We start from the raw sequence: 12,085 nt of genomic DNA, 5'->3' as shown, positions 1-12,085 counted from the left end.
CGTCGCCGAGTGCGAGCCCCCGGAGAGCTGGATGACCCGACTGCTGCTGATACTGCTGTGCCTGGTGGCCTTGACGCCACTGCCGGCGGCTGCGCGTCTGACGACCCAGCCGGAAAACTGGGAGCAGGAAAGCAGCGATAGTCGCGACCTGGCCTCGATCCGTTCCGGCGGCACCCTGCGGGTGCTGGTCAACCAGAGCCGCAACAGCTCCGGCGAGATCAAGGGCGAGCCCATCGGCGTCGAGTACCGTCGCCTGCGCGCCTTCGAGCAGTACCTCAACGACAGCGCCCCGGGGCGCAAGCCGCTCACCATCAAATTCATTCCCAAGGCCAAGGATCAATTGCTCGGTGCGCTGCAGCGTGGCGAAGGTGATCTGGTCGCGCCCGGGGAGGTCCTGCTGGCTCGCGATGGCCAGAATGTCAGCGCCAGCCTGCCGTGGAAGGCCGACGTGCCGCTGGTGCTGGTGACCAAGCAGGGCAACCGCAAGTTCGTCCGCCTGGAGCAACTGGCCGGCCGCACCATCACCCTGCCGGCCGGCAGCGCCGCTGGCGAGGCGGTGCGCAAGGTCAACGAGCGCCTGGCGCAGAAGCGCATGGCGCCGCTGCAACTGGAGTGGACCGATACCTCCCTGGCCGTGGAAGACGTGCTGGAGATGGTCCAGGCCGGCATTTTCAACTACACCGTGGTCGAGCAGCCGATTGCCGAGCGCTGGGCCAAGGTGTTCACCAAGCTGCGCGTGGATCGCCATCTGGTGCTGGATAACAGTGAGCCGATGAGCTGGTACGTGCGCCGCGACGCGCCGATGCTGCGCGCCAGCGTCAATCGCTTCCTCAAGGATTACCGTGCGCCGGCCGACCAGGATGCGGCGTTCCAGCGTCTCTACCGGCGCGCCTATCAGGTGCGCAACCCGCTGGTGGTGCCGGACCGCAAGCGCCTGGAAGCGGTGCGGCCGACGCTGCAGCGCTATGGCGAACAGGCCAACGTCGACTGGCTGGCCCTGGCCGCCGTGGCCTTCAAGGAATCCAATCTCGATGCCAGCGCGCGCGGCGCTGGCGGTGCCACCGGGCTGATGCAGATCACCCCGGCAGCGGCCCGCGCCGTCGGCGTGGATACCGTGCACCACAAGGAGAGCAACGTGCAGGCCGCCAGCCGTTACATGGCCATGCTGCGCAAGCGTTTCTTCTCCAGCCCGCGCATCAACGAACGCGATCGCATGGCGTTCGTCCTCGCTGCCTACAACGCCGGTCCCGAGCGGGTGCAAAGCCTGCGCGCGGAGGCCAAGCGCCAGGGCCTCAACCCCAACCAGTGGTTCTTCCAGGTCGAGCGTGTGGCGGCCGAGCAGCTGGGCATGGGCGTGGTGAACTACGTCAGCAGCGTCAACAAGTACTATCTTGCATATCAGCGGGAACGTGATGGCCTGGAGCCACGCGAGCGCGTCGCAGCGATCAAGAAGTAATTCAATTATTCGATAGTTATCAGCGCTAAATTGCGCTTTTAGTATCGGAATATTCGGATATATTGATCGCCAAGCAACCGCGGTTGCCACCCACTTCCTACGCAGCCCCGTCACTCCTCTAAGGACGCACCATGAACTCGCTGATCAAATCCATCCTGACCACTAACGCCGGCGCCGGTATCGCGGTGCTGCGCATCACCACCGGCCTGACCTTCATGGCCCACGGCTCGCAGAAACTCTTCGGCGCCTTCGGTGGCCCGGGTCTGCAGGGCATGGCGGGCTGGCTGGAATCCCTCGGCGTGACCCCGGGCTACCTGATGGCCACCCTGGCCGGCAGCGCCGAGTTCTTCGGCGGCCTGGCCCTGGTCCTCGGCCTGCTGGTGCGCCTGGCGAGCATCCCGCTGATCGTCGCCATGCTGGTGGCCGTGTTCAGCGTGCACCTGGCCAACGGCTTCTTCATCACCGAGAACGGCTTCGAGTACGCCTTCACCCTGATCATGATCAGCGTTGCGCTGCTGATCAGCGGCGCCGGCCCGTTCTCCCTGGACCGCAAGCTGTCCAGCTGATCACAGGCGTCATCCATGAAAAAGCCGGGCTGATGCCCGGCTTTTTCGTTTGTGTCGGCTCCAAGGGGTATCTGTAGGAGCGAGCTTGCTCGCGAACAGTGGTTCCGACGGCACCGGCATCAGGCGGTTCGCGAGCAAGCTCGCTCCTACGAAGAGCAAAATGCCGGTCATTGCCCGGCATTTTTCGTTTTTCCTCTTGTGTAAGAACGAGCTTGCTCGTCGTTGCACGGGTTTCGAGTCAATGGAAGAGGTACTGCACGCCGCCGTTGATCAGGCCGCCGCCCACCAGCAGGAAGACGAACAGACCGGCGCCCAGCAGCAGCGGCTTGGGGCCTTCCTTGCGCAGGTCGCCCAGGCGGGTGGCCAGGCCCAGGGCGGCCATCGCCATGCCGAGCATCACGTCGTCCAGCTGTTGCAGCGGCGCCAGCCAGCTTTCCGGCACCCAGCCCAGCGAGCGCAGGCCGGTCACCAGCAGGAAGAACACGGCGAAACCGGGGATGTGCAGCTTGCGACGAGTGCCTGGCTCGGCGGCTTCGGCGCAGCCGACGCGGCCGAGGATCAGTAGGGCCGGAGCCAGCAGCAGGACCCGCAGCATCTTGCTGATCAGCGCGGCGTCGGCGGCGGCCGGATCCATGGCGCGACCGGCGGCGACCACCTGGGCGACCTCGTGGATGGTTGAGCCGGTGAACACGCCGAAGGCCTGCTCGCTGCCAAACAGATTGGGCAGCGCGGCGTAGATCAACGGGTGCAGCAACATGGCGAGGGTGCCGAACAGTACAACAGTGGCCACCGCGACGGCGGTGTGCTCGGCACGCGCCTTGAGCACCGGGCTGCTCGCCATCACCGCCGCGGCGCCGCAGATCGCGCTGCCGGCGCCGATCAGCAGGGCGCTTTCGCGCGGCAGCTTGAGCCAGCGCTCGCCGATCCACCAGGCCACGGTCAGGGTACTGGCGACCATCAGGACGTCGATGATCAGCGCGGCCGGGCCGAGGGCGGCGATGTCCTGGAAGGTCAGGCGCAGGCCATAGAGCACCACGCCCAGGCGCAGCAGTTGCTGGCGCGACAGGTCGATGCCGGGGCGGATGCTGCCGAAGCGCGCCAGGCCGAGGTTGCCGGCCAGCAAACCGATGAGGATCGCCAGGGTCAGGCTGCCCAGCCCCAGGTGCTGCAGTGCGGGGATTTCCATGAGCTGGCGCGAGCCGAAGGCGATGGCCAGGCAGAGCAGGGCGCCGGGGACGAAGTAGGGCAGGCGGCGAAGGGCGTTCATGACAGGCTCCTTGTGTAAGGTGAAGCCATGGTGCCGCTGCGCTGCTTAGTGTAAAAACGGATTGTTCTTATTAGGTTGACCGGTTTTATCGATATGGGCCCGCGCATCACCCTTCGCCAGCTGGCGACCTTTACCGCCATTGCGGAGCTGGGCAACGTGACTCAGGCGGCCGCACGCATCGCGCTTTCCCAGTCCGCCGCCAGCCAGGCGCTGCAGGAGCTGGAGCGCACCCTCGGTACGCGCCTGTTCGACCGCAGCGGCAAGCGCCTGGCGCTGAACGACAACGGTCGCGCCTTCTATCCCAAGGCCAGTGCGCTGCTGGCGCAGAGCGCCGAGCTGGAAAGCCTGTTCGAGTCGGCGCCGGTGCAGCTGAGTCTGGGCGCCAGCCGCAGCATTGGCGGCTACCTGCTGCCGCAGGTGATGTCCGGCTTCCTGGCCGAGCTGCCCGAGAGCCGGCTGGAGTTGCAGGTGGCCAACAGCGGCGGGGTGATCGAGGCGCTGGCGGAGTTCCGGCTGGACGTGGCCTTCATCGAGGCGCCGATCCAGCACCCGCAGATCCAGCTGACACCGTGGATGGCTGACGAGCTGCTGCTGGTGGTGGCGCCGGATCACCCCCTGGCGCTGACCGGGCAGGTCACCTTGGCGGATCTCGCCGCGGCGAGCTGGGTGCTGCGCGAGGCGGGGTCGGGCACGCGGGTGACATTCGAGCAGCAGGTCCTGCCGCGCCTGGGCAGCGTCAACGCGCCGCTGGAAGTGAGCAACGCCGAGGCGATCAAGCATCTGGTGGGCAGTGGTTTCGGCATTGGCTGCCTCTCGCAGCGCGTGGTGCAGGCGGAGCTGGAACGCGGTGAACTGGTGCGCCTGGACAATCCGCTGGGGCCGCTGCGGCGCACCTTCTTCCGCGCGCTGCACATCGACAAGTACCCGACCGCGGGCCTGCGCCGCTTCCTCGATTACGCCGAGAGCTGGGCGGCGCGCTCAGAGGCTGTCTAGCGGCCACTCGCCGATGGCGCGGTAGCGCACACCGCTGGGGCTGTTCTCCGAGCTGAACAGGGTCACGGCCTGGGCTGGCAGAACGAACGACGCATTGGCAATCGGCGTGTGATGGGCGTGGCGGGCGAGGGTGATGTGTGGATGGAACGGGCGATGCTCGACCTCAAATCCACCTGTCTTCAGCTCATCGCGCAGTGTCTGCACCAGTTCGTGTAGGGCAGCCGGCACATTGCTGGGCGCCAGGTGCAGGATGCCGTTGCTCCAGCGGGCGACGTGGTCCAGTTCCAGGTTGAAACCCTGGCGTGGCAGGCGCTCGCCGATGGCGCGCAGTTCCGCCTTGCGCCCGCGCGGCACCGCGCCGAGGAAGGCCAGAGTCAGGTGCAGGTTGGCCTGGGCGACGGGCTGGCCGTCCAGTTGCAGGCCGTCGCGCCAGGAGCAGATGCGCGCGGCCAGTTCCGTCGGGCAGGGCAGGGCGAAGAACAGCCGCAGGGGTGGGGTGGTCATCGACTGATGTCTCCTTGACAGCTTTGCCGGGGCTTCTCTAGGATGCCGCACAGCGCCGATTTAAGTAGCAACTTGCGGGGCGCGGATGCAGCGATGGCTGACATCGAAATACCGCTAAAGCGCTGGTTCGGTGTGCCTCTCGCCGCGTCCAGCAGGACCCCTGAGGCGGAGACGTGACACCATGACCTGTCCCAACCCGCATGTGCGCCTGGCCCCGATCACCACTGGCCTGGTTCGCCGCAATCCGAAGATTCTCCTGGGCGGCAATCACCAGCCCACCCTCGTCCGTTACCTCGATGGCTGGCCCAAGCGCTGGAACGGCTCGCGCACCTTCCTCATCCAGTTCGCCGAAACCTTTGCCGATCTTGCGCGCTTTCCGACCGATAGCTTCGACTTTGCCGTGGTCCAGTCGCCGGTGGCCGAGCAGCTGGAGTCAGCCGTTCACGAACTGACCCGCGTCGCTCGGCAGGGGCTGATCACTCGCCGCCCGCCACCGCTCTGAACTGCTCACTGTAGGAGCGAGCTTGCTCGCGAACGGATTCACCGGCAGCTTCGGAGCTGGGTGGGTTCGCGAGCAAGAGCTAGGCGCCCCCCTCGCTCCTACACGGGAAACTGGCGCTCAGGGATACTCGATTTCCACCACGAACCACATCTTCTCGCCCGACGGGCTGCGCACCATCACCTCGGCGTCCAGCTCCTTGCCCACCAGGGCACGGGCCAGGGGCGAGTCGATGCTGATGTGGTTGTTGCGCAGGTCCAGTTCGTCCGGGCCGACGATGCGGTAGCGGGCCTGCTCGCCGTCCTCGTCTTCCAGGGTGACCCAGGCGCCGAAGTAGACCTTGTTCGGATCGGCCGGGCGCTCGCTGACCACCTTGCAGTTCTCCAGGCGCTTGCGCAGGAAGCGCACGCGGCTGTCGATCTCGCGCAGCATCTTCTTGCCGTAGGTGTACTCGGCGTTCTCCGAGCGGTCGCCCTGGGCGGCGGCCTCGCTGACCGACTGGGTCACCTGGGGCCGGCGCACGTTCCACAGCTCGTGCAGTTCGGCGCGCAGGCGCGCCTCGCCTTCGGGGGTGATCAGCGGGGTTCCGGCGGGGCGGGGCGGGCGATAGCGGCTCATGGCGTCCAGTGCGGCGAGAGTGATCGGGGGAGTCTACCCGATCAGCTCTCGCGCAGCAGGCGCAACGGGCTCACGTTGAGCGCGCGGCGGGTGCCGAGCAGCCCGGCGCCGCCGACCAGCAGCGCACCCAGTACCGGCAGCACCAGCAACCAGGGGTGCGGGCTCCATGGCAGGTCGAAGACCAACCGGTAGAGCAGATAGCTGATCAGCTCGCAACCCAGCGCCGCCAGCAGGCCGCTGACCGCGCCGAGCAGGGCGAATTCGCTGCGCCGGGTGCGCATCAGCAGGCCGCGCTCGGCGCCGAGGGCGCGCAGTAGCGCGCCCTGGCGCAGGCGCTCGTCGAGGGTTGCCTGCAGGCCGGCGAACAGCACCACGAAGCCGGCGGCGAGGACGAACACCAGCACGTACTCCACGGCCAGGGTCACCTGGTCGAGGATGCTGCGCAGCTGGGCCAGCAGCGCGTCCACCGGCAGCAGGGTGACGGTGGGGTAGGCGCGGGCCAGTTCGATCAGCTGGCGTTCCTGGCTGGCCGGCAGGTAAAAGCTGGTCAGGTAGGTCACCGGCAGGTCGGTCAGGGTGCCGGGCTCGAAGACCATGAAGAAGTTTGGCTGGAAGTTGTCCCACTTCACCGAGCGCAGGCTGCGGATCTGCGCTTCGCGGGTCTGCCCGGCGACGGTGAAGCTAAGGTGATCGCCGACCTTCAGGCCGAGGTTGCCGGCAAGCTTTTCTTCCACCGAGACACCCGGCAACTCGCTGCTCTCTCCAGCCTTCCACCAGTCGCCGGCGACTATCTGGTTGCCCGCCGGCAGGCGTGCCGACCAGGTCAGGCCGAGGTCGCGGTGCAGGGCGCGCTCGCTGCGCACATCTTCCTTCAATGTCTGCACGGGCTTGCCGTTCACCGCCACCAGGCGACCGGGAACCATCGGGTAAAGGTCCTCGGCGTTGGGCGACAGCGCCTTCACCTTCTGCTCGAAGCCGTCTTTCTCGGCCGGCAGGATGTTCAGGGCGAAGTGGTTCGGCGCATTGGCCGGCAACTGGGAATGCCAGGTGTCCAGCAGTTCGCCGCGCAGCAGGGCGATCAGCGCCATGGCCAGCAGGATCAGGCCGAAGGCGAGGCTCTGCCCGGCAGCGGCCAGCGGGTAGCGCAGCAGCTGGCCAAGGCCCAGGCGCCACGGCAGGCTGGCGCCCTGCAGGGCGCTGCGCAGGCCGCGCAGGGCGAGCAGCAGGATGAAGCCGAGGATCACCGCGGCGATGGCGCCACCGCCCAGCAGGGCGAGGGTGAGTTTCAGGTCCAGGCTCAGGCGCCACATGATCAGGCCCAGAGCGAGCAGCGCACAGCCGTAGGCCATCCAGGTGCGCATTGGCACCGGTAGCAGGTCGCTGCGCAGCACCCGCAGCGGCGGTACGCGGCCCAGCGCAGCAAGTGGCGGCAAGGCAAAGCCGGCCAGGGCGACCAGCCCGGTAGCCATGCCGGCGAGCGCGGGGACGATGCCGGCTTCGGGAATTTCCGGCGGCAGCAGGTTGCCCAGCAGGTGCATCAGGCCCAGTTGCGCGAGCCAGCCAAGGAAGGCGCCGCAGACACTGGCGACCAGTCCCAGTGTGAGCAGTTGGCTGCCATACAGCAGAAGGGCTTCCCGGCGCGACAGGCCCAGGCAGCGCAGCAGGGCGCTGGCGTCGAAGCGGCGGGTGGCGAAGCGGTTGGCCGACAGTGCCACGGCGACGCCGGCGAGCAGCACGGCGGCGAGGCTGGCGAGGTTCAGGTAGCGTTCGGCGCGGCCCAGGGCGTCGCCGATCTGGCGGTTGCCGTGGTGGGCGTCCTGCAGTTCCTGGTTGGCGGCGAGGTTGCCCTGGGTCGCCTGCCGGTAAGTTTGCAGCGCATCGTGGGCGCCGCCCCAGAGGTCGCGGTAGCGCACCCGGCTGCCGGGCTGCACCACGCCGGTGGCGTCCAGGTCGTGCAGGCTCATCATCACTCGCGGCGTGAGGCTGTAGAAGTCGCCGGCGCGGTCCGGTTCGTAGGTCAGCACGCGGGCGATGCGCAGGGACTTGCGGCCGATGTCGACGCTGTCGCCGATTTTCAGGTCGAGGCTGGCCAGCAGGCGCGACTCCACCCAGATGTCACCCGGAGCAGGGCGGCCGCCCTCGACTTCCGCTTGCAGCGGCGCGGGCGCACTCTTCAGTTCACCGCGCAGGGGATAGCTGTCACCTACAGCCTTCACGCTGCTCAGCTGGATGCCATTGTCGGTGGCCACCACGCTGGAGAACTCCACGCTCTGCGCATGTTGCAGGCCGAGCTTGAGGCCGCGGTCGATCTGTTCCTGCTGCGCCGGCTGGGTGCCGGTGAGCACCAGGTCGGCGCCGAGGAATTCGGCGGCGCGCACCAGCATCGCGCCATTCAGGCGGGCGCTGAAATAGCCGATGGCGGAGCTCGCCGCCACCGCCACCAGCAGGGCGAAGAACAGCACGCGTAGTTCGCCGCTGCGGCCTTCGCGCCAGAGCTGGCGCAGGGACAGGCGGAACAGGTTGGGCAGCGACAGTGGCTTCATCGGCTCTCGTCCGTCAGGGTTCGACGTGGTCGATCAGGTGGCCGCTTTCCAGGCGGATGTGGCGCTGGCAGCGGTGGGCGAGGCGCTCGTCGTGGGTTACCAGGACGAGGGTGGTGCCGCGCTCGCGGTTCAGCTCGAAGAGCAGGTCGCTGATGCGCTCGCCGGTGTGGGTGTCGAGGTTGCCGGTGGGCTCGTCGGCGAACAGCACGTCCGGCTCGGCGGCAAAGGCGCGGGCAATGGCGACCCGCTGCTGCTCGCCACCGGAGAGCTGGCGCGGGTAGTGGGTCAGGCGCTGGCCCAGGCCGACTCGCTCCAGCAGTTCGCGGGCGCGCTGCCCGGCGTCCTTGCGGCCATCCAGCTCCAGCGGCAGCATGACGTTCTCCAGCGCATTGAGGCTGTCGAGCAACTGGAACGACTGGAAGACAAAGCCGACGTGGGCAGCGCGTACCCGCGCCCGCTGGTCTTCATCGAGGTTGCCCAGGGTGTGGCCGAGCAGGACGATCTCACCGCCGCTGGGCAGGTCCAGCCCGGCGAGCAGGCCGAGCAGGGTGGATTTGCCCGAGCCGGAACTGCCGACGATGGCGAGGCTGTCGCCGCGAGCGAGTTCGAGGGAGAGGTCGTGGAGGATAGTCAGCTTGCCTTCCGCGCTGGAAACAACCTTGCTAAGGTTCCGCGCGGTGAGAATGCTTTCGCTCATGGAGAATCCGATGCGTGCATGGCTAATGGGCGGCTGCCTGGCGTTGCTTCTGATCACGCAGCAGGCCGCGGCGCAGACGCTGTTGGTCGTCGGCGATAGTATCAGCGCCGGTTTGGGGCTGGATACCAGCCAGGGGTGGGTAAACCTGCTGGACAAGCGCCTGAAGGAGCAGGGTTTCGACTACCAGGTGGTGAATGCGTCGATCTCCGGCGACACCACGGCAGGAGGCCTGGCGCGGCTGCCGGCGCTGCTTTCGGGGCAGAAGCCGAAGCTGGTGCTGATCGAGCTGGGTGGCAATGACGGCCTGCGCGGGATGGCGCCGGCACAATTGCAACAGAATCTTAATGCGATGGTTGAGCAGTCACAGAAGTCCGGCGCCAAGGTCATTCTGCTGGGCATGCGCCTGCCGCCCAACTACGGACAGCGCTACACCGATGCGTTTGCCAAGGTCTTCGACAGCGTGGCGAGCGAGCAGAAGATCGCGTTGGTGCCGTTTTTCCTCGAAGGGGTAGGGGGCGTGCCGGGCATGATGCAGGGTGATGGCATCCATCCGGCGGAGACGGCCCAGCCGCGGCTGCTGGATAACGTCTGGCCGACGCTCAAGCCGCTGCTGTGAGGCGACTTTACTGGCGAAATCCGCAGAATCGAGGCTTCCCCGCGAACGGCCTTTCGGCTATGTTTGCGCACCCTTCTGGAACCCCCTATGCCGCGCCCCGCCTGGACCCTCTTCGCCTACCAGCTGATCGAACCTGACGAACAGCTGGATCTGTTCGCCTGCCGCGAGGTCCGGGTGCATCTGGTCGCACGCCAACTGGAGCTGGGCACCCCGGCCGACCGCACGCTGTGCGGCAGCCTGCTGCCGGCGCAACCGCTCTGGCGCGGCGCGGAGAAGCCGTTGTTGCGCGATCGGCGCATCTGCGCCGCCTGCCTGAAACAACTCGATCAGGAAAAGCACGGCGCACGGGGCTCCTGGCTCATCTGATATCTCCCAGCGAAGCGGTCGGCAATGGTAAACTGTTCATCCTTTGCTCACTGCTCACGTCAAGGATCCTCGGATGTTGTCGCGCGTCATTGCCGCCTGCTCGCTGTCCCTCGCCGCGCTGCTCTCGGCCGGCCCCGTTTCCGCCATTGAATTGCCGCTGCCGGCGCCGGGCGACGATATCGTCGGCCAGGTCCAGGTGATCAAGGCCAAATACGAAGACACTTTCGCCGACCTCGGCGAGAAGTACGGTCTCGGCTACTCCGAGATGATCGCCGCCAACCCGGGCGTCGACGCCTGGCTGCCGGGCGTGGGTACCGAAGTCATCATTCCGACCCGCTTCGTCCTGCCGGCAGGCCCGCGTGAGGGCGTGGTGATCAACCTCGCCGAGTACCGCCTGTACTACTTCCCCAAGGACAAGAGCGTCGTCTACACCTACGCCCTGGGCATCGGTCGCGAAGGCTGGGGCTCGCCGGTCGGCAGCACCACCGTGATCGCCAAGACCAAGGACCCGGCCTGGTACCCGCCGGCGTCGATCCGCGCCGAGCACGCCGCCGATGGTGACCCGCTGCCCTCCGTGGTGCCGCCGGGCCCGGATAACCCGCTGGGTCCGTACAAGATGAGCCTGGGCTTCCACGGCTACCTGATCCATGGTTCGAACAAGAAGTTCGGTATCGGCACCCGCACCAGCCACGGTTGCTTCCGCATGTACAACTGGGACGTTACCCAGCTGTTCTCGATGATTCCGGTGGGCACCAAGGTGCGCATCATCAACGAGCCTTACAAATTCGGCCGCAGCGAAGGCAAGATCTACCTCGAAGCCCACGCGCCGATCGACGACAACGGCAACCCGTCGGTAGTCGACAAGCACACCGCAGTAATCAACGCCCTGCTCAAGCGCGAAGATATCGCCAACCAGATGCAGATGGACTGGAATGTGGTGCGTGAAGTCGTGGCTGCCGAAGACGGCCTGCCGGTCGCCATCGCCCAGCCCCAGCAAGTGCCGCAAGGCGGCTCGGTGGCTGCCACCGTCGACCAGAACGCCATGCCGCTGCAGTAAGCGGTAGCTGCAACGCAAAAGCCCGCCGACTGTCACCGGTCGAGCGGGCTTTTTCTTGCCTGCTTTTTTATGTGAGCAAAAACTGCGGGCATAAAAAAACCGACCCCGAGGGGTCGGTTCTTTCGAACAGATCCGAAGATCTATTACTTGCGGCTGGCTTTGTCCAGCATACGCAGGGCGCGCTCGTTAGCCTCGTCAGCGGTCTGCTGGGCTTTCTGAGCGGCGGCCAGAGCTTCGTCAGCCTTGCGATAGGCTTCATCGGCACGGGCTTGAGCGCGAGCAGCGGCGTCTTCAGTAGCGGTCAGACGTGCTTCGGTTTCTTTCGAGTGGCTGCTGCAACCGGTGGCCAGAACAGCAGCCAGAGCCAGAGCAGAGAATTTCAGAACGTTGTTCATCGTGTTCCCCTTAAGGTGGACATTTCCATTAAAAGCAATCTCCCATGACTGGGAAATTAGCCGGACTACATAGTACCCATTACTTGTAGTAAGTAAACTGACCGAGCGCAAGTACGGCACTTTTTTTTCATGTTACGGGCACTGTTAGCAGTTGTGCGAGGCCGATTTGGGCAAAAACTGTCCAATCTGGCAAAGGAGTGTTTCGAAAGGGTGTCAGCCGCGGCCTGCGGCAGGTTTCCGGCCTTCGGAACCAAGCTGTCAGATGACTGTCGACTATGGTCGAACAACTGTTTAATCGCCGTTGTGCATTTGTCCAACTGGCAACTTGCAACAGCGTCGCAACAGGTGAAGAAAGTGTGAAGGTGGAAAACGAAAAAGCCCGGCTAATTGCTTAGCCGGGCTTTTTCATGAATCTGGCGGTGAGGGAGGGATTCGAACCCTCGATACGATTTCTCGTATACACACTTTCCAGGCGTGCTCCTTCAACCGCTCGGACACCTCACCAGAT

13 protein-coding genes and 1 tRNA gene are annotated in these 12,085 nt (G+C 66.0%); 7 read left to right on the top strand and 7 right to left on the bottom strand.

What is annotated here, in order from left to right; translation table 11 throughout:
• Positions 1-31: 31 nt before the first annotated feature.
• Both QO207_RS25430 and QO207_RS25425 read left to right on the top strand, forming a co-directional pair.
• Positions 32-1,456: a transglycosylase SLT domain-containing protein gene (locus QO207_RS25430; RefSeq protein WP_301535036.1), complete on the top strand. Its 1,425-nt coding sequence runs from the start codon at positions 32-34 to the stop codon at positions 1,454-1,456.
• A 131-nt stretch (positions 1,457-1,587) separates the two neighbouring features.
• The gene (locus QO207_RS25425) at positions 1,588-2,022 is read left to right on the top strand and encodes a DoxX family protein (RefSeq protein ID WP_184586785.1); all 435 of its coding nucleotides are present in this window, start codon (positions 1,588-1,590) and stop codon (positions 2,020-2,022) included.
• 238 nt (positions 2,023-2,260) lie between these two features.
• On the opposite strand, the gene QO207_RS25420 is transcribed toward QO207_RS25425, so the two are convergent.
• Positions 2,261-3,289, bottom strand: coding sequence for a YeiH family protein (locus tag QO207_RS25420; protein WP_301535035.1), 1,029 nt, complete (start codon positions 3,287-3,289; stop codon positions 2,261-2,263).
• A gap of 93 nt (positions 3,290-3,382) precedes the next feature.
• On the opposite strand from QO207_RS25420, the gene QO207_RS25415 reads away from it, so the two are divergent.
• On the top strand, positions 3,383-4,282 hold the full coding sequence (locus QO207_RS25415) for a LysR family transcriptional regulator (protein ID WP_301535034.1): 900 nt from the start codon (positions 3,383-3,385) through the stop codon (positions 4,280-4,282).
• Here QO207_RS25415 and thpR read toward each other — a convergent pair.
• Positions 4,268-4,786, bottom strand: a complete 519-nt coding sequence (gene thpR / locus QO207_RS25410) for an RNA 2',3'-cyclic phosphodiesterase (protein ID WP_301535033.1) — start codon at positions 4,784-4,786, stop codon at positions 4,268-4,270. The two genes, QO207_RS25415 and thpR, sit on opposite strands and share 15 nt — an antisense overlap.
• A 181-nt stretch (positions 4,787-4,967) precedes the next feature.
• On the opposite strand from thpR, the gene QO207_RS25405 reads away from it, so the two are divergent.
• Positions 4,968-5,288, top strand: a complete 321-nt coding sequence (locus QO207_RS25405; RefSeq protein ID WP_301535032.1) for a hypothetical protein — start codon at positions 4,968-4,970, stop codon at positions 5,286-5,288.
• Positions 5,289-5,405: 117 nt separating this feature from the next.
• Here the strand turns inward: QO207_RS25405 and greB are convergent, their stop codons facing one another.
• From greB to QO207_RS25390, 3 genes are read right to left on the bottom strand one after another with little or no spacing between them, the layout of a single operon-like run.
• Positions 5,406-5,903 (bottom strand): transcription elongation factor GreB, encoded by a 498-nt coding sequence (greB, locus tag QO207_RS25400; protein WP_017517009.1) that lies wholly within the window; start codon positions 5,901-5,903, stop codon positions 5,406-5,408.
• A 41-nt stretch (positions 5,904-5,944) separates the two neighbouring features.
• Positions 5,945-8,446 carry an ABC transporter permease gene (locus QO207_RS25395; protein ID WP_301535031.1) on the bottom strand — a complete coding sequence of 834 codons (2,502 nt, stop codon included), beginning with the start codon at positions 8,444-8,446 and terminating at the stop codon, positions 5,945-5,947.
• Between the two features lie 13 nt (positions 8,447-8,459).
• Positions 8,460-9,143 carry an ABC transporter ATP-binding protein gene (locus QO207_RS25390; RefSeq protein ID WP_301535030.1) on the bottom strand — a complete coding sequence of 228 codons (684 nt, stop codon included), beginning with the start codon at positions 9,141-9,143 and terminating at the stop codon, positions 8,460-8,462.
• A 10-nt stretch (positions 9,144-9,153) separates the two neighbouring features.
• Between QO207_RS25390 and QO207_RS25385 the strand changes: the two genes are divergently transcribed.
• The 3 genes from QO207_RS25385 (at position 9,154) to QO207_RS25375 (ending at position 11,182) form a co-directional block, all read left to right on the top strand.
• Entirely contained in the window at positions 9,154-9,759 is a 606-nt protein-coding gene (locus tag QO207_RS25385) for an arylesterase (RefSeq protein WP_301535029.1), read from the top strand.
• A gap of 87 nt (positions 9,760-9,846) precedes the next feature.
• A complete protein-coding gene (locus tag QO207_RS25380) occupies positions 9,847-10,125 on the top strand; it encodes a hypothetical protein (RefSeq protein ID WP_301535028.1) in 279 nt (92 codons plus the stop codon).
• Between the two features lie 73 nt (positions 10,126-10,198).
• Positions 10,199-11,182: a L,D-transpeptidase family protein gene (locus tag QO207_RS25375; protein WP_301535027.1), complete on the top strand. Its 984-nt coding sequence runs from the start codon at positions 10,199-10,201 to the stop codon at positions 11,180-11,182.
• Between the two features lie 143 nt (positions 11,183-11,325).
• Here the strand turns inward: QO207_RS25375 and oprI are convergent, their stop codons facing one another.
• On the bottom strand, positions 11,326-11,577 hold the full coding sequence (gene oprI, locus QO207_RS25370) for an outer membrane lipoprotei OprI (RefSeq protein WP_017517003.1): 252 nt from the start codon (positions 11,575-11,577) through the stop codon (positions 11,326-11,328).
• Positions 11,578-11,991: 414 nt separating this feature from the next.
• Positions 11,992-12,081 (bottom strand) — tRNA-Ser (locus QO207_RS25365).
• Between the last annotated feature and the right edge of the window lie 4 nt (positions 12,082-12,085).

It is taken from the genome of Pseudomonas sp. CAN1, assembly GCF_030462585.1.
In the GTDB taxonomy this organism is placed as follows: domain Bacteria; phylum Pseudomonadota; class Gammaproteobacteria; order Pseudomonadales; family Pseudomonadaceae; genus Pseudomonas.
Note: the sequence above shows the minus strand (reverse complement) of the source record. Positions and strands in the feature narration are given on the sequence as shown.

Coding starts and splice junctions, on each gene's coding strand:
- greB (WP_017517009.1), bottom strand. CDS start 5,903: ATGAGCCGCTATCGCCCGCCCCGCCCCGCCGGAACCCCGCTGATCACC.
- QO207_RS25425 (WP_184586785.1), top strand. CDS start 1,588: ATGAACTCGCTGATCAAATCCATCCTGACCACTAACGCCGGCGCCGGT.
- QO207_RS25380 (WP_301535028.1), top strand. CDS start 9,847: ATGCCGCGCCCCGCCTGGACCCTCTTCGCCTACCAGCTGATCGAACCT.
- QO207_RS25395 (WP_301535031.1), bottom strand. CDS start 8,446: ATGAAGCCACTGTCGCTGCCCAACCTGTTCCGCCTGTCCCTGCGCCAG.
- QO207_RS25385 (WP_301535029.1), top strand. CDS start 9,154: ATGCGTGCATGGCTAATGGGCGGCTGCCTGGCGTTGCTTCTGATCACG.
- QO207_RS25375 (WP_301535027.1), top strand. CDS start 10,199: ATGTTGTCGCGCGTCATTGCCGCCTGCTCGCTGTCCCTCGCCGCGCTG.
- QO207_RS25415 (WP_301535034.1), top strand. CDS start 3,383: ATGGGCCCGCGCATCACCCTTCGCCAGCTGGCGACCTTTACCGCCATT.
- QO207_RS25390 (WP_301535030.1), bottom strand. CDS start 9,143: ATGAGCGAAAGCATTCTCACCGCGCGGAACCTTAGCAAGGTTGTTTCC.
- QO207_RS25420 (WP_301535035.1), bottom strand. CDS start 3,289: ATGAACGCCCTTCGCCGCCTGCCCTACTTCGTCCCCGGCGCCCTGCTC.
- oprI (WP_017517003.1), bottom strand. CDS start 11,577: ATGAACAACGTTCTGAAATTCTCTGCTCTGGCTCTGGCTGCTGTTCTG.
- QO207_RS25430 (WP_301535036.1), top strand. CDS start 32: ATGACCCGACTGCTGCTGATACTGCTGTGCCTGGTGGCCTTGACGCCA.
- QO207_RS25405 (WP_301535032.1), top strand. CDS start 4,968: ATGACCTGTCCCAACCCGCATGTGCGCCTGGCCCCGATCACCACTGGC.
- thpR (WP_301535033.1), bottom strand. CDS start 4,786: ATGACCACCCCACCCCTGCGGCTGTTCTTCGCCCTGCCCTGCCCGACG.